The 23,052-nt window shown below is 45.7% G+C and carries 24 protein-coding genes and 1 pseudogene; 3 read left to right on the top strand and 22 right to left on the bottom strand.

Annotated elements, in window-relative coordinates:
* Window positions 1–107 precede the first annotated feature (107 nt).
* On the bottom strand, window positions 108–239 hold the full coding sequence (locus tag VSQ61_RS01920) for a hypothetical protein (protein ID WP_334342740.1): 132 nt from the start codon (window positions 237–239) through the stop codon (window positions 108–110).
* A 115-nt stretch (window positions 240–354) separates the two neighbouring features.
* Window positions 355–744 carry a winged helix-turn-helix transcriptional regulator gene (locus VSQ61_RS01925; protein WP_334342741.1) on the bottom strand — a complete coding sequence of 130 codons (390 nt, stop codon included), beginning with the start codon at window positions 742–744 and terminating at the stop codon, window positions 355–357.
* Window positions 745–897: 153 nt separating this feature from the next.
* Here VSQ61_RS01925 and VSQ61_RS01930 point away from each other — a divergent pair, with 153 nt between their 5' ends.
* Window positions 898–1,797, top strand: a complete 900-nt coding sequence (locus VSQ61_RS01930; protein ID WP_334342742.1) for a radical SAM protein — start codon at window positions 898–900, stop codon at window positions 1,795–1,797.
* Between the two features lie 99 nt (window positions 1,798–1,896).
* Here the strand turns inward: VSQ61_RS01930 and VSQ61_RS01935 are convergent, their stop codons facing one another.
* The 15 genes from VSQ61_RS01935 to VSQ61_RS02005 all read right to left on the bottom strand — a co-directional run bounded on the left by VSQ61_RS01935 (window position 1,897) and on the right by VSQ61_RS02005 (window position 17,083).
* Complete coding sequence (locus VSQ61_RS01935) at window positions 1,897–2,034, bottom strand: hypothetical protein (RefSeq protein WP_334342743.1); 138 nt, start codon at window positions 2,032–2,034, stop codon at window positions 1,897–1,899.
* A complete protein-coding gene (locus tag VSQ61_RS01940; RefSeq protein WP_334342744.1) occupies window positions 2,018–4,048 on the bottom strand; it encodes an ABC transporter permease in 2,031 nt (676 codons plus the stop codon). Before VSQ61_RS01940 ends, VSQ61_RS01935 begins: the two co-directional genes overlap by 17 nt.
* Window positions 4,035–4,802, bottom strand: coding sequence for an ABC transporter ATP-binding protein (locus VSQ61_RS01945; protein WP_334342745.1), 768 nt, complete (start codon window positions 4,800–4,802; stop codon window positions 4,035–4,037). Before VSQ61_RS01945 ends, VSQ61_RS01940 begins: the two co-directional genes overlap by 14 nt.
* A gap of 97 nt (window positions 4,803–4,899) precedes the next feature.
* The gene (locus VSQ61_RS01950) at window positions 4,900–5,937 is read right to left on the bottom strand and encodes an ATP-binding protein (RefSeq protein WP_334342746.1); all 1,038 of its coding nucleotides are present in this window, start codon (window positions 5,935–5,937) and stop codon (window positions 4,900–4,902) included.
* Window positions 5,916–6,605: a response regulator transcription factor gene (locus VSQ61_RS01955; RefSeq protein ID WP_334342747.1), complete on the bottom strand. Its 690-nt coding sequence runs from the start codon at window positions 6,603–6,605 to the stop codon at window positions 5,916–5,918. Before VSQ61_RS01955 ends, VSQ61_RS01950 begins: the two co-directional genes overlap by 22 nt.
* Window positions 6,606–6,874: 269 nt before the next feature.
* Entirely contained in the window at window positions 6,875–7,975 is a 1,101-nt protein-coding gene (locus VSQ61_RS01960; protein ID WP_334342748.1) for a uroporphyrinogen decarboxylase family protein, read from the bottom strand.
* 28 nt (window positions 7,976–8,003) lie between these two features.
* Window positions 8,004–9,014, bottom strand: coding sequence for a LacI family DNA-binding transcriptional regulator (locus VSQ61_RS01965; protein ID WP_334342749.1), 1,011 nt, complete (start codon window positions 9,012–9,014; stop codon window positions 8,004–8,006).
* A gap of 145 nt (window positions 9,015–9,159) precedes the next feature.
* Entirely contained in the window at window positions 9,160–10,023 is an 864-nt protein-coding gene (gene aroE, locus VSQ61_RS01970) for a shikimate dehydrogenase (protein WP_334342750.1), read from the bottom strand.
* A 15-nt stretch (window positions 10,024–10,038) separates the two neighbouring features.
* The gene (locus VSQ61_RS01975; protein WP_334342751.1) at window positions 10,039–11,298 is read right to left on the bottom strand and encodes an L-cysteine desulfidase family protein; all 1,260 of its coding nucleotides are present in this window, start codon (window positions 11,296–11,298) and stop codon (window positions 10,039–10,041) included.
* 11 nt (window positions 11,299–11,309) lie between these two features.
* Complete coding sequence (locus VSQ61_RS01980) at window positions 11,310–12,398, bottom strand: uroporphyrinogen decarboxylase family protein (RefSeq protein WP_334342752.1); 1,089 nt, start codon at window positions 12,396–12,398, stop codon at window positions 11,310–11,312.
* A gap of 21 nt (window positions 12,399–12,419) precedes the next feature.
* Entirely contained in the window at window positions 12,420–13,130 is a 711-nt protein-coding gene (locus tag VSQ61_RS01985; protein WP_334342753.1) for an ABC transporter ATP-binding protein, read from the bottom strand.
* 1 nt (window position 13,131) lies between these two features.
* Window positions 13,132–13,893, bottom strand: coding sequence for an ABC transporter ATP-binding protein (locus VSQ61_RS01990; protein ID WP_334342754.1), 762 nt, complete (start codon window positions 13,891–13,893; stop codon window positions 13,132–13,134).
* On the bottom strand, window positions 13,886–14,887 hold the full coding sequence (locus VSQ61_RS01995; protein ID WP_334342755.1) for a branched-chain amino acid ABC transporter permease: 1,002 nt from the start codon (window positions 14,885–14,887) through the stop codon (window positions 13,886–13,888). The genes VSQ61_RS01990 and VSQ61_RS01995 overlap by 8 nt, the downstream gene beginning before the upstream one ends.
* 11 nt (window positions 14,888–14,898) lie before the next feature.
* A complete protein-coding gene (locus VSQ61_RS02000; protein ID WP_334342756.1) occupies window positions 14,899–15,777 on the bottom strand; it encodes a branched-chain amino acid ABC transporter permease in 879 nt (292 codons plus the stop codon).
* 73 nt (window positions 15,778–15,850) lie between these two features.
* The gene (locus VSQ61_RS02005; RefSeq protein ID WP_334342757.1) at window positions 15,851–17,083 is read right to left on the bottom strand and encodes an ABC transporter substrate-binding protein; all 1,233 of its coding nucleotides are present in this window, start codon (window positions 17,081–17,083) and stop codon (window positions 15,851–15,853) included.
* A 288-nt stretch (window positions 17,084–17,371) separates the two neighbouring features.
* Here VSQ61_RS02005 and VSQ61_RS02010 point away from each other — a divergent pair, with 288 nt between their 5' ends.
* Window positions 17,372–18,472 carry a Gfo/Idh/MocA family protein gene (locus VSQ61_RS02010; RefSeq protein ID WP_334342758.1) on the top strand — a complete coding sequence of 367 codons (1,101 nt, stop codon included), beginning with the start codon at window positions 17,372–17,374 and terminating at the stop codon, window positions 18,470–18,472.
* 182 nt (window positions 18,473–18,654) lie between these two features.
* Here the strand turns inward: VSQ61_RS02010 and VSQ61_RS02015 are convergent, their stop codons facing one another.
* From VSQ61_RS02015 to VSQ61_RS02035, 5 genes and pseudogenes are all read right to left on the bottom strand, one after another.
* Window positions 18,655–19,116 (bottom strand): zf-HC2 domain-containing protein, encoded by a 462-nt coding sequence (locus tag VSQ61_RS02015; RefSeq protein WP_334342759.1) that lies wholly within the window; start codon window positions 19,114–19,116, stop codon window positions 18,655–18,657.
* The gene (locus tag VSQ61_RS02020) at window positions 19,106–19,594 is read right to left on the bottom strand and encodes an RNA polymerase sigma factor (protein WP_334342760.1); all 489 of its coding nucleotides are present in this window, start codon (window positions 19,592–19,594) and stop codon (window positions 19,106–19,108) included. Before VSQ61_RS02020 ends, VSQ61_RS02015 begins: the two co-directional genes overlap by 11 nt.
* 281 nt (window positions 19,595–19,875) lie before the next feature.
* Window positions 19,876–20,064 (bottom strand): PD-(D/E)XK nuclease domain-containing protein, encoded by a 189-nt coding sequence (locus VSQ61_RS02025; RefSeq protein ID WP_334342982.1) that lies wholly within the window; start codon window positions 20,062–20,064, stop codon window positions 19,876–19,878.
* A 122-nt stretch (window positions 20,065–20,186) separates the two neighbouring features.
* Window positions 20,187–20,408 (bottom strand): annotated as a pseudogene (locus VSQ61_RS02030) (AAA family ATPase); the annotation flags it as partial.
* A gap of 151 nt (window positions 20,409–20,559) precedes the next feature.
* Complete coding sequence (locus VSQ61_RS02035; protein WP_334342761.1) at window positions 20,560–21,843, bottom strand: type II restriction enzyme; 1,284 nt, start codon at window positions 21,841–21,843, stop codon at window positions 20,560–20,562.
* A 285-nt stretch (window positions 21,844–22,128) separates the two neighbouring features.
* On the opposite strand from VSQ61_RS02035, the gene VSQ61_RS02040 reads away from it, so the two are divergent.
* On the top strand, window positions 22,129–22,956 hold the full coding sequence (locus VSQ61_RS02040; protein WP_334342762.1) for a TrmH family RNA methyltransferase: 828 nt from the start codon (window positions 22,129–22,131) through the stop codon (window positions 22,954–22,956).
* Window positions 22,957–23,052: the final 96 nt, after the last annotated feature.

Raw genomic sequence — 23,052 nt, forward strand, 5'->3', positions numbered from 1 at the left:
GGGTGTTTTATTGTTCCGCACATGTACTATCCCTTTTCTTTTAGTTAAGATCATAAAACGAGGATAAAGAGCTGTCAAGCGTTTTGAGTAAGATTGATAAGCAGCCCCTATTTCTTCTCCCTGCTTCCCGTATACCTGCAGGAAAACTCACAGGCCCTGCAGCAGCGGATCACCGGCATAGGCTCCTTAGAATACTCCGGTACAAGCTCCAGGGGCGCCGTATTCTCATTCTCTTCCATCTCCCCAGCACACTGCTTTCGGTAATAATCTCCCTCTCTGGCTGGCAGAAAGGTAAACTCTGTTTCTTCCTTTGTATAGATTATCTGAGAAAATGCCTGCCTGGGACATGTAGCTTCAAGTCATATGCCGGCTGCACTTTTCGGAATGATAAGGGTTCACATAATCCGGACATAAATACTGTTCACTCCACGTCATCATTGTCTGAAGAACAGGAATAAAGCTCTCTCCCAATTCCGTCAGAGAATATTCCACCCTAGGAGGTATTTCCTTATAAATCTCCCTGTGAAGAAATCCGTCATCTTCCAGCTCCCGCAGCTGCTTCGTCAATGTGGACTGGGTAATCCCCTCAAGGCGGCGCATCAGCTCCCCGAATCTCTGAACCTTATAAAAGGCAACATACCACAGAATCAGAATCTTCCATTTTCCCCCAATCACCGACTGCAGCTTACTCATAGGAACGCACCGGGCAATGGTATTTTCATCACTAAACTTATTTTCAGCCATACAAGCACCCCTCTTGTCCAAAGTATATTCCAAACAAAAATCAAAGTCAACTTTCCGCTTATTAGTATCAAAAATAGTACTATTACTAAAAAAAGACAGTACTTTTATTATCCGAAATCCTGCGCTATCTTAAATAAAAAAGGAGTGATTGTTATGCATTACACAGGAACCATATGGAGACCACCTTATGAAGCCTCATCCTTTCTTTTGGAGGTCACTGCAGGCTGTACCCATCACAGCTGCAAATTCTGCACCTTATATGAGGATTTGCCTTTCAAATTCAAAATGTCGCCCTTAGAGGACATTGAAGCCGATCTAAAGGAAGCCGGCGCACAGCTCAGCCAGTGGAGTAACCTTCGAGTACTGCGGACTTTCTTGGTCGGCGCAAATCCTTTCGTGCTAAAGGCAGCCCGATTACTGAAAATCGCAGACCTTATTAAAAAATACTTTCCAAGCTGCCAGACCATTGGATGCTTCTCAAGAGTAACGGATATTGCCCTGAAAACCGATGATGAGCTTGTGAAGCTGCATAGGGCCGGATACGACAGCCTGACCATAGGAATTGAAACAGGTGATGACGAAGCGCTGGAATTTATGAACAAGGGCTATCGTTCAAAGGATATTCTCACTCAATGCAGGCGGCTTGACCAGGCAGGCATCCGCTACAATTTCTTTTACCTTACCGGCATATCCGGCATGGGAAAAGGAAACCAGGGAGCAAAAGCAACCGCAGCAGTCTGCAACCGGCTGCACCCGGAAATCATCGGAGCAAGCATGCTGACTGTTTATCCAAGCTCAGAGCTTTATAAAGAAATTCAAAAAGGAAACTGGCAGGAAGAAACAGAAATTGAAAAATACAAAGAGCTGAAAGTTCTCATAGAGCATCTTAAGGTCCCCCTTTGGTTCGGCGCCCTGGGCGCCTCCAACCCAATCCCCATTCAGGGCACCCTGCCAAAAGAAAAAGAGAACCTCTTAGCCGCATTAGATGAAATCATTGAAACCGTAAGCGAGGAAGAATTACACCATTACCGCAAAAATCTCCGGCATTTATAAAAAACCAAATACATTTTGCAACAGTATAATTGGCAACAGAAAAGAAATACCCTTGCGGAGATATCCGCCTTCGGACATCCCCAAGGGTATCTAATCAGGCTACTGCTCAAGCGGCTTACCCGTTTCTTTTTTTATATTTACCAGATCATACAAATATAGCTTGTCATCATTTGCATGGCGAATCAAAAGAACTGCCTTGAATGTGTTAAACCGTTCCCTCTCACTCCCCCTCCTCAATAATCCTCCTGCTCCCAAAATAAGTAGCCCAAAAATATCCCCCGTAAATCAGCAAAATAAACACCGCCGTAAACAAAATAGCACCAAGCTGAGATCCCCCATGAAAAAGCACCAGCATCCGGTTCACAAACTGCACCCCAAAAAGTGAATGCACAAAAGCCAAGGAAAGAGGCAGCAAAAAGAAAATCCCAATCTGCCGAATAAGCCCCCTACGAATCATCCCCTGATCCGCCCCAAGCTCCTGCAAAATCCCATACCGGTCCCGATTATCCGAAGCCTCCGACAGCTCCTTAAGAGCCAAAACCGCCGCACTGGAAATCAGAAAAATCATTCCCAGATAAAGAGCAATAAAAGTCATCATCGCTCCAACTCCCACACTGCTCTCCCGAAGAATCATCTTCGAAACCACATACACCGGCGAATGGTCCGTAATCCCGGCAAGGCGTTCCTCCGCAAGGAGCCGATCCGCCTCATTCTCTCCCCGGTAATCCGCCGCCAGATAATTACAGTAGAGCTTAAGCTCATCCCCCTCAAAAGCGCTGTCCGGCAGTACAAAGATCCCCAGAACCGTCCTGGAGCTGTTCATACTCAGGTATCCCTCCTGGCACTCCTGATATTTTGGAACATACTGTCTTCCCCCTATTGTCAGGGGCGCCCCCGCCTTAAGAGACATATCCCGAATCACTTTCATAGAATCAAAGGTACACAAAAGCAGATATTCATCCTCCGAAAGCTCATAGGTCGGAATCCCATAAAGCTCTGCCATCCGGTTATACTCGGAAAGAGATATCAGCTCCTCTTTCTGGGTCCAGTCCAGCATGGCAAACTGCTCCATCACTCGTTCCTTACTCTCCCCCAGGGTGTCCTCCCAGGTAAGCTTCGGCGTCACATAGGTAGAGACCTCCACGTATCCCTCCCGAAGCTCTTCCTCCACATCAAAGCCCGCATCCCTCAAATATTCCCCAATCCCTTTGGCCGCATCAGCCCGGGACTGATTTTCTCCTGCCTCCATAGATTTGGTCATACAAACATCTCTGGGCGTCAGTTCCTCAAGCTCCGCAGTCAGAGATTGATTCACACTCACACCGCAGGAGAGAACCCCAATGGTCAGAAACAGCATCAGGCAAATCACCGTCATAGCGCAAACCATGGTATTGATCCGGCTGTTCATCTGCCGGAATACAAACAGATTCAGTTCTCTTAAATAAAATCCCTTTCTTACCTGAACGATCCGCAGCATCAGCCCGGACAGGGACCAGAAAAAAAGAAAGGTTCCCAAACTTCCCAGACCAATCAAAGCCATCACCCGGTTTCGACTGACACTTCCAAAAACCCCCAGAACACTCAAGTAACAATACACCAAAATCCCCAAAGAAAATACAAACAAAATCCCCGACAAAACCGGACTCTTCATCCGCACCCGTTCATTTTTCCGTCCGGCCGTAAGCAGATCCAACAGCTTATACCGGGACACCGCCCCCGCATTAAAAAGAATCACCAAAATATACATGATCCCAAAATAAATCACCGTCTTTCCCGCTGCTCCCGGCGAAAAAACAAAGGTAAAGGAATCCATATCCGCCTCAAACATCCGTGCCACAAGAATGGACATAAGCTGAGAGGCAAACACGCCGATAATCAGCCCCACTGCCAGAGAAATCAGTCCGATAATCACCGTCTCCCCCAGAAGAATCCGTGAAATGCTTCCACGGCTCATGCCAAGAGTCATATACACCCCAAACTCCTTTTTCCGTTTCCGAATCAGAAAATTGTTGGCATACACAATGAGAAAGCCCAAAATCACGGACACAAAAACCGAAACCCCGGCAAGCATTGCAAGCATAAGCTCGATAATCTCTCTGGTTGAAGCAGAAACAGCCTGCATAACCCCCTGAGAATCCAAGGCATTAAATACATAAAAAATCGCAACTCCCAATACCAGCGTAAGAAAATAAATGGTATAGTCCTGAAAGCTCTTTTTCAGGTTCCGCAGAGACAATTTAAACAACATCATTCAAATCACCTCCCAGCAGCGTAACCACATCAATAATATGGTTGAAAAAGCTCTTTCTGTCCTCTTCCCCCTTACGGATCTCGCTGAAAATCCCCCCATCCTTAATAAACAGAATCCGGGACGCATAGCTTGCCGTAAAAGCATCGTGAGTCACCATAAGAATCGTTGCCCCAAGCTCCTGATTCATCCTCGCAAAGCAGTCAAGGAGCATCCGGGATGCCTTAGAATCCAGAGCCCCCGTAGGCTCATCCGCCAGAATCAGCTTCGGCTGCCCGATAATCGCCCGTGCGGACGCCGTCCTCTGCTTCTCGCCGCCAGAGATCTGATAAGGATATTTATTTAAAATATCCGTGATTCCAAGCCTTTTGGCAGCCTCCCTGACACTCTTTTCAATTCTCCCCGGCGAAATGCGTCGGATGGACAAAGCCAGCGCAATGTTCTCATAAACCGTCAGTGTATCCAGCAAATGAAAATCCTGAAACACAAAGCCAAGCTCTTCTCTTCGGAACTTATTTAAGGCATTTCCCCGAAGCTTCGTGATATCCCGTCCTCCCACCTGAATTTCGCCGCTTGTCACCCGGTCAATGGTGGAAATACAATTTAACAGGGTGGTCTTTCCGCTTCCGCTGGCCCCCATAATCCCCACAAATTCACCGGCCTGAACCTGAAAACTGATATTGTCTATGGCTTTTGTGACGCTTCCCTTGCTTCCGTAATATTTTTCAATATTGTTTACATTTAAAATAACAGCCATGGTACGTTTTTCGCTCCTCTCCTGATTTTCCTATTTAATGCTTTGATTATAGAAAAGCTGCACTTTTTGTACCATCGAAACACCTTACACCTGCCTTTCATTTTTGTAAGCTTTTGCGGCCTATGCCCACAGCCGCATAGCTGCCCTTAGGAAAAATAAGCGTCACCTGACAGCCCTCTCCCTCTGTAGACGCAATCTCAATCCCATGCCCCAGTCTGCGGCAGAGCTTCTTGCAAAGATAAAGTCCCAGCCCCGTAGCCTGGGCCGCCTGCTTTCCTCTTGTTCCCGTAAACCCCTTTTCAAAAACCCTGTCCAAATCACTGCTTTTGATGCCCCGGCCATTATCCCCGATTATCAGGCAGATTCGCTCCCGTTCCGCGTTTCCTTTAAAAGAAAGCCGCAAGCTCTTCTTGTCCGAATATTTGATACTATTGGAGAGAATCTGGTTCAAAATAAAAGCAAGCCACTTCTCATCACTATAGACAAGGGTGTCAAGCCCCTCCATCTCAATGCCGGCTCCCTTGGCAATCAATGCCCGCTTATTGTGCTTTACCGCCTCTGTCACAAGCTCTTTCAGGCTTACGGCTCGAATAAGGTAATCCTTCTCTACATGGGCGCTGCGTGCATAGAAAAGGGCCTGCTCCGTATAATTTTCAATTTTTTCAAGCTCCTCCTCCAGCTCCGCCGCCACCTCTGTCCGATGATTCTCCACCATCAGCTTTCCCGCCGCAATGGGCGTCTTCACCTCATGAATCCAAAGCTCAATATACTCCTTATATTCCTTTTCCGCAGTTTTATAGCAGCTCACGTGATCCGTCATAGACTTTCCCAGGTCCTCAATGATCTCCTTTAAAAGCCGCTCCTCCTGATTCTTCGGATATCCAAGCATCTCCGGCAGAAGATATTTTTTGTCAAGGCCCCCAAGACTTTCCCTTATATTGTGAAAATAAATCTTTTTCCTCCAAAATTCTGCCCAGGAAATGAGAAAGTACACCCCATAAAAGCAAAGGGCCGTGTAAATACTCACCACCAGATTTGCCCGAACCGTAAGAAGAAAAATCTCTGCCGTAACCATCACGCCACTTACAAATAAAAGCTGTCCCAGCCGCTCTTTTACATAGATTCCGTATCGCATACCAGCACGTACCCCAATCCTCTCTTTGTCTGTATCACATCCCGAACCTGGATTGCCTCCAGCTTTCCCCGAAGACGGGTCATATTGACCGTCAACGTATTGTCATCCACAAAAAGCTCACTGTCCCACAGATGGGAAATAAGCTGGTCTCTGGACACAATCTGATTTCGATGGTGAGCCAGACAGTCCAGAATACGCAGCTCATTTTTTGTAAGCTCCGTGCTTCCTGCCTTGGAGGTAATAACCGCCTTTGCCATATCCAGGGTAAAAAGGCCTAAATTCAGCTTTTCCACAGGCGCCGGCTCCCGGTAAACCCGTTTTAAAACAGTTTCTATATGAGCCAGCAAAATCTGTGGATGAAAGGGCTTCGTCACAAAGTCATCGGCTCCCTGATTTAAGCTCATCAGCTCTGCCATCTGGGTATTCTGACTGGTAATCACGATCACCGGAAGCTCCGTGACTTTCCGAAGCTCACGGCAAAGATACAGACCGTCCGTCCCCGGAAGACCCAGATCCAGAAGAACCAGATCCGGCTGCGCATTTAAGATGGACTGTATCCCATATTCTCCCTGGGGCAGGCTCTCTGCCTGATAGCCGTTATTCGTAAGAAAAGTCTGAAGCTCCCGGCAGAGCTTTTCATCGTCCTCTACAATCAATATCTTTCTCATATGATGCTCCTTGGTTTTTGATAGTTTTAGTATAACACGTTCCGGGATTCATGCAAATCCGTATTACTTGTCTGCAAAAAAGGCAATCCGTTCCCTGTTCACAAAAATAAGCAAAAACCGCCTGCCCCGCATCCTAAAAATGCGAAAGGCAGGCAGTTCTCCTGTTTTTTCTTCTATATTCCCGGGAAGCACTCGATACGGCAAAAAATTTTTATTCCTGCCCCTCCACTTCTTTCACAAAAACAATTAGATCTACTATCTTAATTCCCTCAACCGGTGTATGAAGCCTCTGCATTCATCTCTGCGCCAACTTCCTCCATAACCTCCTCCCAGAGCGGGAATCTGGGCAGAGAGCCGATTCCCCAAAGACAACCGCCGGAGATAATTACCTTCGGGCCTGCGTCCTTAATCGCCTGCTGAACTTTTTTCTTGATGTGTGCTTTTACCGTCTCCCGATTGGAGCCGCTGAGATCCGAGGGTGACTTCACAATCACAGACAGATCCGTGTAGCTTCCATTGTCAGAGTGGTTTAATCCTCCTACCAGCACCCGATCCGTCAGTGCACGCATCTCTTTCAAGGAATGCTGTCCGGGATGTTGATCTGCCCAGTTAAAAGCATCCACCGGATAATCTAAGAACCATTCACTCAATTCTGCATTTCCATGGCATATGTGTGCCAGATTAAACCAGGTCTTGTCCTTGATTTTCTCAATATTGGCAATATCGTATTTTCTGCCGTATTCCTCAAACATCTCCTTTCCCATAAGCTCTGCCATACCAGCCTGATAGCCAAAAAAGAAGCCGTCTGCTCCAGCCTTAATGAATTCCTCCATGAGAATCTCATTTGTCTCATTTACAATTTCCAGACCGATCTTAGCGTATTTCTCGGAGTATTTAAAATGTGAAACAATCACATCCTTCCGGTTAAAACCTCCTGTCATCTCGCCCATCCAGATAAAAGGACTGAATACTGTCGGCAGCACCGGCACATCGCCTTGAAAATAATCAACAATACGCTTTACTGCCTCAATTTCCCGGGCAAACGCTCCCTCCTTCATACTTGGCACCTTAATTTTGGCCCATTCATGGGGATCATTAATTCGGTATACCTGTGTATTCCAGCAGGTCTCATCCAAAACATACTCCGCATCCTTAAGCTTCTGGCCAAAGGCCTCCGGGAAATACATTCCATTCGGCATTACCTTGATAAAATCAAAATGATATGAGTTTTGATAATCAATCGTAGCCCGGGCAAAATCCTTTGCATTGCGATCCACCAGATTCATATGCGGTCCCCAGGCTGCAAAGGCTGGGCGATCCAATATCTTTCCTTCCAAAGCTGCTTTAATACGCTGTGTATGTGTAATCATTACAATTTCTCCTTTCGCTTCCCTGTTTCTAAAAGGACTTCCTCCGAATCAAGCGTATCGGAAGGCGAACCGTCTCATAGGGTGCAATCGTTCCCCTTTGCTCCGGCTTTTCACTCTCTTCCATACGCTGCAGTAGCTTCCTGGCTGCCAGCTGCCCCATCTCAAATAAGGGATGCCACATGGTTGTCAAGGGTGGGTTTGTAACCTCCGCCCACTCAGAATCTCCATATCCTACCAGTGCAATTTCCTTCGGAATTTTAATCTGATGTTTCACAAGGCATCTCATACATCCAATTGTCAGAGCGGGAGATAAAGGCAAAATAACCGTCACTCTTCCATCCTCAATCAACTGCTCTGTTGCCCGATATGCGCCTTCCTTCGTACCTTCCTCCTCACGAACAAACTGTGGTTCAAAAGGAATTCCGTTTTCTTCCAAAGCCCTTCTATATCCTATTACTCTTTCTTTTAAAGACGACAATTTTTCTTTACTGCTTATAATCCCTATCTTTCTATGTCCCTCACGAATCATCTGGCAGACAAGCTGGTAAGTAGCCTGCTCGTTATCACCAACTATCAAATCCCGATCACAGGCTTCTGCATCACGGTCGATAAACACAATGGGATACTTCCTGGGCATTTGATCGAGATAACTGTGATCCCCGGGTGCCGGAAACATCAGCATCCCATCCACCTGCTGAAAATTAAAGCTGTCTATCTGCTGCTTTTCCCGCTGCAAATCATCATGAGAACAGCCAAGCACTACCTGATATCCGTTTTCCTTCATAATCTGCTCTACAGCATCAAGAATATCTACCGAAAAATATGATGAAATGGATGGAACAAGAAGTCCGATACGCTTGGACTTGTTGCTTCTGAGACTGCTGGCACTGACATTCGGCACATATTGCAGCTGCTCTGCCACCTCCATCACTCTCCGCTTTGTTGCTTCCGCCACGAAACGAGTCCCATTAAATACATGAGAAACTGTTGCCGTAGATACTCCTGCTGCTGCTGCCACGTCCCTATTTGTTACTGCCATATGAAAAGCCCCTCCGAACATCGTTTTAGTTTTTTACCGTAACCGTTTACGCTTTAAGCCACATATAGTCTAACAAAGTCCGCTTATTTTGTCCATGCGCATATTTCATGAATTATCTCTGCTGTTTTTATTCCTTTTACTGATTTTAGGAAAGTGCTTCCTCTAATGCCTTATACATGACCCCTTTATCAGGCTTTCTTCCGGTCCACATCTCGATATTCAAGGCTGCCTGGTTAATCAGCATACCTGCACCCGTAGCACAGGGAATCCCTCTTCTTTGCATTTCTTTGATAAACGCACTCTCGGTAGGATTTGGAATCACATCCTGCACAAACATTTCCGGCTTGATAGAATCCAAATCAATATTAGGAATCGCATCTACATCCGGATACAGCCCCACAGAGGTTGCATTAACCACAATATCTGTCCCCTCTGGAATTGCAAAGGGACCATCCCAATCTACATAATGCACTTCAGACTTTGTATTCTTTTGAATAATCTCCATCAAAGCATTTCCTAAAGCACGATCCTGTACACGGTTTACAATCATAATGTCGGCCGCACCGGCAAGCCCCATCTCAACACAAATAGCACGAGCTGCACCGCCTGCGCCAAATACCACAGCCTTTTTGCCTCTTACCTCAATTCCATTGGATTCAAGAGACATCATAAAGCCTTTGCCGTCCGTATTTTCTCCAAAAAGATGACCATTATCATTTACAATCATATTGACAGCACCAATGAGACGTGCACTCTCAGAGATTTCATCCAGATATTTCATAACCTCAATCTTATGGGGAATTGTACAGTTGATGCCGCGCATCTTGAAAGCCTTCAGTCCGCAAATAGCATCCCCCAGCTTATCCTTATCCACATCCAGAGTCAGAAAATGCCAGCGCTTAAGGCCCATGGCTTCAAATGCTGCATCCTGAATAACAACACCTGGATTCTCTGCCACTGGCTGTCCAAATACTCCCACCAGATGATCCAAATAATTCTGTTCCTTCATATATAATACACTCCTTTACTTTGTCATCAAATCTAAGATCACCCGATCTGTCTCATACATTCCTTCACTCGCCATACATCCCACTGCACCTATTGTCTTCTCCACAGAGTCCATAATAATTCCTTCGCCTGGCAAAAAGGCCTGATGGCGCATAGCCAATTCATAAGCCATAATAGCCCCCTCCAGACTCGTGGCAATCTTGGCTGCACAGGAGGGCTTTGCTCCGTCACAAACCATCCCCGAAGAAGTCCCGATAGAATTGGTTATGGTCTGTTCAATCTGTTCAAGACTTCCTCCGTCCAGATACGTCATAGCACAGCCGCTTCCCGTCGCTGCACACACGGCGCCGCAGTAAGCGGACAGACGTCCAATCCCGCTTTTTAAATGAATCGTAATAAGGTTTGAAAGCACCAATGCACGCAGCAGCCTTTCATGTCCAATTCCTTTTTCTTCCGCAAACAGAATCACCGGAAGTGAAGCGGTTGCTCCCTGATTTCCGCTTCCTGACACGATGACCACGGGCATATTACAACCGCTCATGCGGGCATCCGAAGCTGCCGCTGCATAAGCCTGCAAAAACCTGCCATTCTTATAATACAGCTTACCCACATTGATACCCCAGGAATTCTTCAGGCCTTCCTCTGCAATTTTTCGGTTGCATGCAATCTGTTTTTCCAATACCTCGGAGATGTCCTCAAGACAGCATGTATTAGCAAAATCATAGATTTTCTCCACACTCAGGCAATCATGGTCCGTAAGCCCGTCTTCATTACCCTCATCGTCCTTGCTGCAAAAGAGAAGTTTCCCGCCCTTCTCAATGCGGACAATGTGCAGATGTGCATTTTTTAGTTCAACCTCTGTCTTCTCGCCTTCTGCATATAAGCAAACAACAAGATGCAGAGCCTCCGAATTCTCCAACACCGATACCTTGCAGAAATTCTTCTCCAGAAGAAGACGTGTCTCTTCCACTTTGTCCGGCGGCATATCCAGAAGGACCTCCAGTTCCCGATCCGGATTCCCTCCAATCACACCCAGCACAGCCGCCGCATCCACACCACGCAGATCGCCGCCATTGGGAATGTAAACACTCTTGGCATTTTTAATCAGATTACCGCTGGCATAGACCTCCATGTGCTCCGGCATTTTCCCCAGGATTTTCCGGGCTACTGCCGCAGTATAGGCGATAGCGATAGGCTCTGTGCATCCGCCGGCCGGTACAAGTTCTTCTTTTAAAATTGCTATGTACTGATGATAATTTTTGTCTTTCCTATTCATATTCTTTGTCCTTACTTTACCGCATTTATTTCTGCACCTACTTCTTCCATAACCTCTTCCCAAAGGCCAAAGCGCGGCAGAGAGCCGATTCCCCAGCCGCAGCCGCCGGAAATAATCACTTTGGGGCCGGCCGCCCTGATCGCAGCCTCCACCTTGCGTTTGACTCGCATCTTAACTGTCTCCCGATCCCCGCCGCTTAAATCCGAGGGAGATTTCAGCATAATCGACAGATCCCGATAGCTTCCGTTAACGGAATGATTTAATCCGCCTATCAGAACAGCATCCGTTAGCTTCCGCATCTCTTCCAGAGAATGATGCTCCGGATCCTGGTCCGCCCAGTTAAAGGCTTCTACCGGATAATCCAGGAACCATTCGGTCAATTCTGCATTACCATGGCATACGTGGGCCATATTAAACCAGGTTTTTCCCTTGACCTTTTCAATATTGGCAATGTCGTACTTCTTGCCGTATTCCTCAAACATCTCTTTCCCCATCAAGCCTGCCATACCTGCCTGATAGCCCAGGAAAAATCCGTCTGCACCTGCCTTTACAAATTCTTCCATCAATATTTCATTCGTTTCATTTACTATCCGAAGACCGATTTTCGCATATTCCTCCGAATACTTGAAATGAGCCAAAATCGTTTCCTGGCGGAAAAATCCTCCCGTCATCTCACCCATCCAGATAAAAGGGCTGAATACTGTAGGGAGTACCGGTACATCACCTTGGAAATGATCGGCAATACGTTTTACTGCCTCAATCTCTCGGGCAAACACACCCTCCTTCATACTGGGAACCTTGAGCTTTGCCCATTCATGGGGGTCATTAATTGCATTAATCTCTGTATTCTGCCAGGTCTCATCAAGAATATGCTCTGCATTACGCAGTTTCTGACCAAAAGCTTCCGGAAAGTACATGCCATTGGGCATCACTTTAATAAAGTCAAAATTATAGGCATTTTGATAATCAATTGTTGCCTTTGCAAAATCTTTCGCATTGCGATCCACCAGATTCATATGGGGACCCCAAGCAGCAAATGCCGGCCGATCCAGAATCTTTCCCTCTAAAGCTGCCTTTACTCGTTGTGTATGTGTAATCATTATTTTATTCTCCCTTAGTCTTCATAATACGCCAAAATATGCTTTCTGCACTTCATCTGACTGAAGCATATCTTCCGCCTTGTCACTCAATACAATGGTTCCTGTTTCAAGAACATAGGCTCGATCCGAATGTTTTAATGCAATTCTCGCATTTTGTTCCACCAATAAAATTGTAGTTCCCAATGTCCGAATCTCATCAATCATTCCAAAGATCTCATTAATAATCAAAGGTGCCAAACCCAGAGACGGCTCGTCCAGAAGCAGCATTCTCGGCTTCGCCATCATAGCCCTCCCGATAGCCAGCATCTGCTGCTCTCCGCCTGACAAGGAACCTGCCATCTGGCTTTCTCGTTCCTTTAATTTGGGCAGCAAATGATACACCATCTCCAAACTGTCCGAAATCTCCTGTTTCGGCCTCAGGTAAGCTCCCAGATATAAATTGTCTTTCACTGAGTAACGGGGAAACACCTGTCTTCCCTCCGGCGATAGGATGATTCCCGACTGAACTACCTTCTTTGTCTCCCAGTTCGTAATATCCATCCCGTCAAAGATAATTTTTCCGGATTTACACGGCACAAGTCCCATAATCGTCTTCATGGTTGTGCTCTTGCCTGCACCATTTGCTCCAATTAGAGTAATGATCTCGCCGCCATCCACTTCCATATTAATCTTCTTCAACGCATGGATGCTTCCATAATCTACAGTCACATCTTCCAATTTCAATAGCGCCATCTCACTCATCCTTTCCCAGATATGCTTCTATGACAATGGGATTTGCCCGTATCTCGGCGGGCGTTCCTTCAGCGATCAATGCTCCGTCATTCAAAACATACAGCCTGTCACAGATATTCATTACAAACCTCATATCGTGCTCAATAAGTAGGATGGTATTCCCCATATCCCGCAGGTTATACACTAGCTTACCTAGTTCCTCTGTCTCTGCCCCATTCATACCGGCTGCTGGTTCGTCCAAAAGCAAAAGCTTTGGTCTGATAGCCAATGCACGTACAATCTCTACCTTGCGCTGATCGCCATAGGGCAAGCTGGTGGCCATCTCAAAACGATTCTCATACAAACCAAAGAGCTTCAGTAATTCCTCTGCACGCTTTATGGCCACATTCATTGCTCTCTTTGCCTTTCCCGGAATGAATCGTTCCTTTCCTAACAGCTTTGTCTGCACATGCATGCCAACCATAACATTATCCAGCACTGTCATTTTGGGAAACAATCGTATATTTTGAAAGGTACGGGCAAAGCCATGGGCCGTGATTTCATAAGGCCGCCAACCAGTGATATCTGTTCCCAGCATGCTTACTTTGCCCTCTGTAGGACGATACATACCGGTAATGCAGTTAAACAGCGTCGTTTTTCCTGCGCCATTGGGACCAATAACGCCAATGATCTCGCCCTCCTTCACATGCATCGTTACATTCTTCAAAGCATCCAGACCGCCGAATCGCTGTGTTATGTTCTCTGCACACAGTACCTCACTCATGCCCGTCACCTCCTATCTTCTCTTTTTTCCATGTTAAACGCTGTTCAATGTATTTAAAATTTACAGAGCCAAACAATCCATCCGGTCGAACCAGCATCAGTAATACCAAAAGTGCGCCGTATACCAACTGCCGATACTCCGAAAATCCTCTTAAAACCTCAGGCAATATAGTCAGCACGGTTGCCCCGAAAAAGCTTCCGAACACATTTCCAAGACCTCCGAAAATCACCATAACCAACATGTTATTCGATATAGCATTGGTGAAACAGCTTGGATCGATGTAACTGGTATACAGAGAATAGAAGCAGCCTGCCGCACCGGCCAGCATAGAGGAAATAACAATTGCATACACCTTATACTTGAAAACATTGATCCCCATAGCTCCCGCTGCCAGTTCATCATCTCTGATTGCCAGGATTGCATACCCCATACGTGAGTGAATAATCTTCTGTACAATGATTGTTGTTACCACCAGAAGGAACAGAATCACATAAAAATATGCCCGCTGTGATTTCAAAGTAACTCCAAAGAGGCTTATCTTGGGGATCGCCATGATGCCAAGCGGTCCATTGGTCAAAGTCATCCAGTTAATCTCAATGACACGGATAATCTGGCAAAATACCATAGTAACAATTGTAAAATAGTATCCCTTCAAATGCATCACAGGCAAGCTTAGAAGAAGTCCAAACAAACCGGCCACCAAAGCAGCCATAAAAAGTGCTGCAACCCCATTCCAGCCATAATTTTTGCTCAAGATTGCTGCTGTGTAAGCACCTATTCCCCAGAAAGCCGCATGTCCAAAAGAAATTTGTCCCAAAATTCCTGCCATCAGATTCAGGCTTACACACAGCATACAGTACATCAGACACAAAATTGCAATCCGAAGCACATATTTTGAAGAAAAAATCCATGGGAACAGCACTGCGAGAAGTGCTGTGATAATTAACAGCGGCCGCTTATAACTCACCAGCCATGTACTCAATTTTTCTATCATAGCCACTCACCTCACACTTTATTAATAGCCTTTTTCCCAAACAAGCCATTCGGCATTACAAGAAGTACCAAAATCAAAATGGAAAAGGAAATTGCATCCCGATAGCCTGTACTGATATACGCAGAAACAATCGTCTCCACAATACCCAGCACAAGTCCCCCGACAACTGCACCTGGCAAGACTCCCACACCGCCCAGAACAGCAGCCGCAAAAATCTTAATGCCAATGGACGAACCCATGGCTGTGTCAATGCTTCGATAATACATAGCAACCATCGTTCCTGCAATACAAGCCAGAAAACCACTGATAATAAAAGTCAGAGAAATGATTTTATCCGTATCAATTCCCATCAGCTTTGCTGCGTCCTGATTCTGTGCAATAGCTCCCATAGCTTTACCGATCTTCATGCGGTAAGTAATGATAGAAAGTGCTATCATCAAGATGCAGGCTGCCACCAAAATAATAATCTGTGTCCAGGTCACCACAGCATTTCCAATATGAATTTTTCCAAAATCCAGAAAATTCTCAAAGGATTTACTGTCTGTCCCGAAAAAAACCATAATAGCATTATCCACGACCATGGACATTCCCAAGGTAGTAATCAGCCCGGAAAGCTTTGGCGCTTTCTTTTTTCGAAGCTGCTGGAGGGCAAAGCGATCAATGCTATAGCCCAAAAGTCCCGTCAGTACAATGCTGATACCAAATGCCAGGAAAAAATGAATCCCCGTTGCAGTGTAGAATAAGAATGTAATATATGCGCCGAACATATACAAGGAACTATTAGAGAAATTTGTTAATTCCAGTACACCAAATACCATTGTGAAGCCAATGGCTACCAACGCATATACACTTCCGATTGTAAAACCGTTTACAATCTGCTGTATTAACATATGGTCCCTCCAAAAAAATTCTGCGGTATCTGCCGTGATACGTACAACAGATACCACAGATATACCAAGTCTACTAATTTACCGGAACAAAATTTCCGTCCTTGATTTCAAATGTATAAATTCCCTTATTCATCTCTTTGTTTTCGTTGTAAGCCATATTTAAACCGGAAAGCCCCGGATAGCTGCGGATTGCAAGTATCTGTTCTGCCACAGCCGGCGTATCTGTTGTCCCTGCCTTCAGTGCACTGTCCAGAACAATCTTCACAGAATCATAGCCCTGTGCAGAAAAACCGTCCGGCGTCTCATTATATGCTGCTTCATAGTCATCAATAAATTTCTTGGTTGCCTCGTCCACATTTCCTGCCTCCAAAACAGAGGGAAGGAAGCAGGGAGTTGAGCTCAATATATAGGTTCCATCAATGTTGTTTCCAATCAAATTCGTAAATTCCTCATTCAAACACATACCTGGCCCTACATATTGCGCATCCAGTTCCAACTGCTTCGCCTGCATGAAGATCTGTGCTGCATCACTGTAGGCTGCGCTGGCATAAAAGATATCCGGTTCCTCCGTCTTAATCTTCGACAGAACAGCAGAAAAATCCTTTGTCTCGCCCGGAACGAAGCTTTCATATACAACAATCTCTCCTCCGTAGGACTCCCAAGCCTCCTTTATATACTCGCAGGTCTGTACTCCATGGTCCGTATTCTGATACAAAATGGCCAGCTTGCCTGCGCCGAAGCATTCCTTCATAATCTCAGCAAAGCCAACACTCTCCCAACGGGCACTCATAGGAACTGGAAAAATGTAATCCCCCATACCTGGCAGATCCGCATGAGAAGCTGCAACTCCCATTAACAGCAGCTCAGCCTCATCAAAAACAGGAGCCGTAGCCATAGCACAAGAGGAACCATAACCTGCAAGGGCACAGAACACCGTATCATCAGATACAATCTTATTCGCCAAATTGACTGCTTCGTTGGGGTCACCCTTGTCATCCATAAATTCAATGGTAAATTCTGTTCCATGTTCCTCATTGAACTGATTCAATGCCAACTCTGCACCATTTTTGATCTTAACACCATACTGCAGATTGTCTCCTGTCAACGGGCCAAACATAGCCAGTTTGTTTTTTCCGTTATAATCAATGGTCCCATCTCCTGTACCCTCCGAAGTCTCTGTTTCTTCACTGTTTTCCTCCGTCACTGGTGCAGGTGTTTCTGCTGCTTTTTCCTCCTTTGCACCACACCCCGTCAATGTTGACAAGCAAAGCGCTCCACATAGTAACAATGCCAATATCCTTTTCATCGCAAAACCCTCCTATAATTTTTGAACCGTTTGTTGACGTAATCGGTTACGTAATCGGTTATCTGAATGATAACTTTTTTTCACACGTTTGTCTATAGTCAAAATTCTACAAATTTCGCATGCTTTTTTCGTCATTTTGTATAACCGCCTTATTTTGTATGGCTTTTTTATTCTATCTTGCTATTTTGACTGAATTTTATGCTTGACTTTTTCAATAAGCAATGCAAAACTGTTGTCAATTAGGGTTTTCATAAAAACGATTTACTTTTTATGGGGAGGACACATATTATGGGGAAGATACGAATTGGACTTATCGGAGCCGGAATGATCTCTCAGAAGCATTTAAGTGTTTATCAGGAGATTCCGGAAGCTGAAGTGATTGCTGTCTGCAGCCGCACACAGGAGTCTGCAGAATGTTGTGCAAAGAAATGGGGAATTCCCAATGTTTATACGGATATCCATCAGCTCATCCAACAGAAAGACATTGATGCCGTAGACATCTGCCTGCACAATCATCTCCACGCCCCCGTCTCAATTGCTGCTCTGAATGCCGGAAAGCATGTTTACTGTGAAAAGCCTTTGGCCATGTCCTATGCAGATGGGCTTGCCATGCTGGAAGCCGCCAAACGCAATCAGAAAACGCTTCACATCCAGCTTGGCTTTCTATATCGCCCTTACGCCAGGGCAGCCAAACGTCTTGTGGACGGCGGTGCTCTTGGAGAAATCTACCATGCCCGTTCTGTAGGTTTCCGCAGAAGGAACCGTCCTTATGTAGATGGCTTTGGAAGCGCAGACTTTGTAGAAAGGCGGCTTTCCGGAGGCGGCGCTCTTTATGATTTTGGAGTTTATCATATCTCTCTTTTATTATATTTAATGGGATTGCCTGCTCCCACTCGAATGAGCGGGAAGCTGTATCAGAAGATTGATATGGATGAAGCACGCCGCAGCAGCGGGCATTATGATGTGGAGGAATTGGGGGTTGGTTTTGTGCGCTTTGAAAACGACATGACTATGGATCTCTTTGAATCTTGGGCTGTTCACCTTGATTCTATGGATCCTGGTATCCTGCTTGGCACCAAGGGTGGTATTAAGCTGGATCCTTTCAGCTTCCATACCACCATTTGTGACACGGAACTTGACTGTACAGGTGATCTGGAAAAAATGGATTTCCGCTGGAAAAATACACAGCCGAATGAGTTTGCCTATGCCTCTTCCGAGGCCCACTGGATTGCTGCACTGCTTGGAAAAGTTCCTATGATTCCCACCGCAGAACTGGCGCTTACCACGCTTCTTATCCAGGAGGGCATCACTCTGTCCGATTGTAGGAACTGCGAAGTCACTGCTGAAGAAGTGAAGGCGGCATCTGTATTGTCGAATCTAGTGGTGTAGTAAAATTAGTTATGAGAAAAACTGAGAGCTTGTGCATCTTGCAGTCTTGAATTTGAAAGACGGACACAGACAGAAAGGCCCGGATATCCCTCCCTGCTCCGCTTGCGCTGACACGTCTTCTGGGATATCCGGGCCTTTCTGCCTGCTGTTTATTGGTTATGCCGTAAATTTTTCTTTCAATACTACTTCATTTTCCACCTTTTTCGAATCAACCGGTTTATTATGCAATAGATCACGCACACAACAATTCCCGACACAAGCATCCGCAAAATTGCCAGGGGCCAGGCAAGCTGCAGGCGGGCCCAATAGTAATCAGGAATTCCGTTCCGTGCAAATACGGATATTCCCACCATTCCAACCGGCAGAAATACGCCCAGTAAGAAGCTTACCACTGCTCCCAGAATGGTGTTTATCCTTTGATACCCACGAATCTTCTTCATATAATCAATTTCCATGGTTCCCTGTTTTACTTCTTCCATTTTTTCACACTCCATTTCCTTTGTCACTCTGTCATAGTAGGCTTTGCATTCCTTACATTCCTGTACATGTGCTTCCAACTGGTTTCTGCTCTCACCGGATACCAGATCCTCTGCATAGAGGGGAGCCAGATCCCGAACCAGAGCACAGGGTATACTATTCTTCATGCTTCAGCGCCTCCTTTCTGATCCTCTCTTTTCCCCGGTAAAAATTCACCCGGGCCCAGTTTTCACTTTTTCCCATGATTTCTCCAATCTGCCCAAAATTAAGATTCCCAATCAGCCGCAGGTACATGACCTCTCGAACGGGTTCCTTTAATTTATGGAGCAGCTTTAAAACCTCCAGGCTGTCCCACTGAAGGCAAAGCTCCTCCTCCGGCCCGCTCGTCCCCGCCGCACCCTCCATTTCCTCCAGGGACTGCGTTTTGCTGCTCTCTCTTATATGCTGGCGCAACAGATTCTTTGCAATTCCGCACAGCCAAGTGGTGATGCTGCTGTTTCTCTGAAAGGTTCCGATACTTCTGACAGCCTGGAAAAAGGTCTCCTGGGTCAGCTCCTCCGCCAGATCACTGTTCCTCGTCCTGCTCAGCAAATATGCATACACAGTCTGGGCATGCTTTTGATAAATTTCCTCAAGAGACTCCACTTTCTCCCCCCTTTCCTTGATCCGCACATGTTTTTGTGCATAAAGGTATACCTGTAGGGTGTTTCCCCAATTCGTCCATACTCTTTGGGCGTACGGAAGATGCCCGCAAGGTGTTTCTTTGTTTCTATCAGTAAGTGCTTCAAAATTGGAATTCGTTACAGTCTTTGTACAAAAAACTTCTGTGGGTCTGTGGCAAAGGAATAAGGCATCCGGCTTTTCCATAGTCCGAACATGGGATATGGAAATGACGAATGCCTTATTTTGTGACAGACCCTTACAACCTACATTCCAATCAACACATCTTTACCCGAAAAAGCAAACCCATAAGCTCGAATCCGCTTGGCCGCAATCCCTTTTTCCTCCAGCAATGCACCATATTTCTTATTCTGTATCTGATTCAGCGCATCCTGCACCGTATCCTCCATAGTCTGCTCTTTTGCCGGGCGAAAAACCTTAAATTCAATAATAATGGCATCATCCCCATCCTCTTTCGGCTCCGGCTTCCCCGAGGCCCTCTTTCCCGTATCAAAAAACTAAAGGTCTCCTCTGACACACGATTCATATACTCATTCATCGCTTCCAGATCCCCAAAGAGAACCTCGAACAGCTCTCCCCGGTTCTCATATTTTACGGAAAAGAATTGCTCTGTCATACTCATATTCAGGGTTTTTCCAAAACGCCTGGGACGGGTAATCAGTGTTACCTGATCCTCCGATTCCCACCATTCCTTAATAAAATGGGTCTAATCTATATAGAAAATATCTTTTGTAATCACCTGTTCAAAATTCTGATGTCCAATTCCTACTGTCTGCACCGCGGATGCCTCCTTTCTTGTCAAAGGCTTTTCACTCTTATTATTTCAGTATAACAATTTTAGACTTCCTATTCAATGCTCCGAAATTTAATTTTATATTTCCCGTAATCTTTCAAGCGGTCTTGCTGGCCGTACGCTTACTGTATGCCTGCTATTTTGTTTCTATCTGTGCAATATTCAAAATCCAACGAATCCATCCTGCAATGGTAGAAGAGCGCCTTACATATGTACTTTCGGATTTTACCTGGAAAAGCTGAGATTTCTTCATAATTTCTACTACTGTTCGGGAATCAGGCATCTCACCGCACTGCAGACAGGTTTTCAGCGTCTCGTGGAAAGCTCTGTACTTAAGAATCTGTGTGACAATGGCAAGCTGGCGTTCCCGATAGCCAAGCTCCATAATATAATGTCCCAAGCTTGAAAGCAGAAAGGTAATCGTTCCATTCCTATGGTCACTGATCTTTTCAATGAACCCCAGATAGCGCCCTGCATCCGTATAATAATTGGTCTGCCGTTCGTCAAAAGCATACTCCGTTGTAATGTCCTGCTTTGTCATAGGCTTTTCGTGAAGAAGCTCTATAAGATTAATAATTCGTGACATACTGTTTGCCTGGGGGAAGGAAATAGCAGGCTCCGGCTCCAAAGGTACGGTCTTTAAAATATTTTCAATGTCATTCAAAGTAATTTCCGTAGCAATAACATAACTTTTCTGCTTCACAAGCCCCAGAGAATTATAATGCATGGGATCTTCGAAATGATACTGATAAAGATGAAATACGCCATTGGAAAAGACCAGAAATACAGGTTTCACCGGCTTTGTAATGCGGCTGCTCCAGGCTCTTAAAGGATAGTAAATCTGCCGTACCAGAAAGTCGTCGGCTAAGTCCCTCTTGGCCTCAAATAAGGAAAGACTCCCCACACCCTCGTATGCCGCATCAATCTCAATCTGTGAATTGCTGACCAAAAGAGTCTGCTGCCCCGCCTCTGTATCTATTCGAAATTCAAAGGAACCGGAGCTCATACGGCCGCTGACTGTGGGAATCAGCATATCTTCTTCTAAAAAGTCCTTAAGGATTCCGCAGGCGTTGGCACAATTAAGGGCAATCGCTTCACTTACCAGGAATTTGGGCATAAGAGTCTGAATATGCATAGGAATCGTGATTCTCTCTGGTTCCCCCTCCGGCAGAGGAAAGTCTTTGTAAGCTTGAAAAGAGGAAATCACATAGTCACCTCTGGTAATGGGGAGAATGGCTAAATGATTCTCCGCAAATATTTTCGGGAGGTTGATTTTGTGATCGAATTTGGTCATTAGCCTTGGCTCACGAAATTCCTTTATCCGGGCGGCAGATATGGTGAATTGACCCTGGCGGGCGATAAGGTCTAAGATGTTGTATTTATCGAAAAGACTTTTCCATGCTGTGTCGTTTAGTCCCATAAGATTTGATGAATCCTTTCCATAATTTGCACAGGTTTTTTGTGCATAGAGGTATACCCGGAGGGTGTTTCCATAATTTGCACAGGTTTTTTGTGCATAAAGGTATACCAGAAGGATATTTCCTTAATTTGCCTTATATCATACTATATTTAAACATCTCATTCAACATAGAACAGCCAATGAAATAACAGACTTTTGCGGTTTCTTATTGTGATTTTTCCCAGCTAATACTATAATTCATTTATTACAAGTATCTCGTTCAAAGAGACGCTAAAGGAGACAGACATGCCGAATATTATTGAGATCACAGATTTTCATGCACCTGAACTGGATGTATATGCACGCCTTACGGAGAATCAGCTTTTGAATCTTCAAGGGCCGGAGCAGGGACTTTTTATTGCGGAAAGTCCCAGAGTGATTGAACGGGCTCTTGACGCCGGGTATGCTCCGGTATCTCTTCTTCTGGAACGGAAACATATAGACGGCGAGGCAAAGGGGATTATTGCCCGCTGTGAGGAAATTCCTGTCTATACCGCCGACTTTGAAGTTCTGACCCGGCTCACAGGCTTCAAGCTGACAAGAGGGGCTTTGTGCGCCATGCATCGTCCCATTCTTCCGGATTTGAAAACCGTATGTGCCGGGGCACGCCGGATCGCCGTACTGGAAAATGTTATGAATCCTACTAACGTGGGGGCTATCTTCCGTAATGCGGCAGCTTTAAATATAGATGCGATCGTACTTACCCCTGCATGCAGCAATCCTCTGTATCGGAGAGCCGTAAGGGTTAGTATGGGAACCGTATTCCAAATCCCCTGGTCCTTTTTTGACCGAGAGCTTCCAAAGCAGCCTCCAGCGGATATTCGCATACTTAAAGATCTGGGATTTGTTACCGCTGCTATGGCTTTGGAAAAGAATTCCCTTTCTGTCACGGACCCACGCCTAAAAACTGCTGAAAAGCTGGCTATCGTGCTGGGAAATGAGGGAGAGGGATTAGCAGAAGATACCATAAATGCCTGTGATTATACGGTGTGTATTCCTATGAATCATGGAGTGGATTCACTTAATGTCGCTGCGGCAAGTGCGGTTGCGTTTTGGGAGTTGGGGAGGGTGTGATGCCCGGCCTGAAGGCTTTGGCAACGTTCGCCGGTCACCTCGGAAAGCCATCCGGCTTTCCTCGTTTTGCGGCTGTCGCCGCATGTGAAAGAAAAT

Origin of the sequence: Candidatus Merdisoma sp. JLR.KK006, from assembly GCF_036941035.1 — a bacterium.
Lineage (GTDB): Bacteria > Bacillota > Clostridia > Lachnospirales > Lachnospiraceae > Laedolimicola.

Coding starts and splice junctions, on each gene's coding strand:
- VSQ61_RS01920 (WP_334342740.1), bottom strand. CDS start 239: ATGGAAGAGAATGAGAATACGGCGCCCCTGGAGCTTGTACCGGAGTAT.
- VSQ61_RS02000 (WP_334342756.1), bottom strand. CDS start 15,777: ATGTTAATACAGCAGATTGTAAACGGTTTTACAATCGGAAGTGTATAT.
- VSQ61_RS02035 (WP_334342761.1), bottom strand. CDS start 21,843: ATGGGACTAAACGACACAGCATGGAAAAGTCTTTTCGATAAATACAAC.
- aroE (WP_334342750.1), bottom strand. CDS start 10,023: ATGAAGGAACAGAATTATTTGGATCATCTGGTGGGAGTATTTGGACAG.
- VSQ61_RS01995 (WP_334342755.1), bottom strand. CDS start 14,887: ATGATAGAAAAATTGAGTACATGGCTGGTGAGTTATAAGCGGCCGCTG.
- VSQ61_RS01965 (WP_334342749.1), bottom strand. CDS start 9,014: ATGGCAGTAACAAATAGGGACGTGGCAGCAGCAGCAGGAGTATCTACG.
- VSQ61_RS01990 (WP_334342754.1), bottom strand. CDS start 13,893: ATGAGTGAGGTACTGTGTGCAGAGAACATAACACAGCGATTCGGCGGT.
- VSQ61_RS02005 (WP_334342757.1), bottom strand. CDS start 17,083: ATGAAAAGGATATTGGCATTGTTACTATGTGGAGCGCTTTGCTTGTCA.
- VSQ61_RS02015 (WP_334342759.1), bottom strand. CDS start 19,116: ATGAAGAATAGTATACCCTGTGCTCTGGTTCGGGATCTGGCTCCCCTC.
- VSQ61_RS01980 (WP_334342752.1), bottom strand. CDS start 12,398: ATGATTACACATACACAACGAGTAAAGGCAGCTTTAGAGGGAAAGATT.
- VSQ61_RS02010 (WP_334342758.1), top strand. CDS start 17,372: ATGGGGAAGATACGAATTGGACTTATCGGAGCCGGAATGATCTCTCAG.
- VSQ61_RS01930 (WP_334342742.1), top strand. CDS start 898: ATGCATTACACAGGAACCATATGGAGACCACCTTATGAAGCCTCATCC.
- VSQ61_RS01955 (WP_334342747.1), bottom strand. CDS start 6,605: ATGAGAAAGATATTGATTGTAGAGGACGATGAAAAGCTCTGCCGGGAG.
- VSQ61_RS01940 (WP_334342744.1), bottom strand. CDS start 4,048: ATGATGTTGTTTAAATTGTCTCTGCGGAACCTGAAAAAGAGCTTTCAG.
- VSQ61_RS02040 (WP_334342762.1), top strand. CDS start 22,129: ATGCCGAATATTATTGAGATCACAGATTTTCATGCACCTGAACTGGAT.
- VSQ61_RS01985 (WP_334342753.1), bottom strand. CDS start 13,130: ATGGCGCTATTGAAATTGGAAGATGTGACTGTAGATTATGGAAGCATC.
- VSQ61_RS01925 (WP_334342741.1), bottom strand. CDS start 744: ATGGCTGAAAATAAGTTTAGTGATGAAAATACCATTGCCCGGTGCGTT.
- VSQ61_RS01950 (WP_334342746.1), bottom strand. CDS start 5,937: ATGCGATACGGAATCTATGTAAAAGAGCGGCTGGGACAGCTTTTATTT.
- VSQ61_RS01960 (WP_334342748.1), bottom strand. CDS start 7,975: ATGATTACACATACACAGCGTATTAAAGCAGCTTTGGAAGGAAAGATA.
- VSQ61_RS01945 (WP_334342745.1), bottom strand. CDS start 4,802: ATGGCTGTTATTTTAAATGTAAACAATATTGAAAAATATTACGGAAGC.
- VSQ61_RS01975 (WP_334342751.1), bottom strand. CDS start 11,298: ATGAATAGGAAAGACAAAAATTATCATCAGTACATAGCAATTTTAAAA.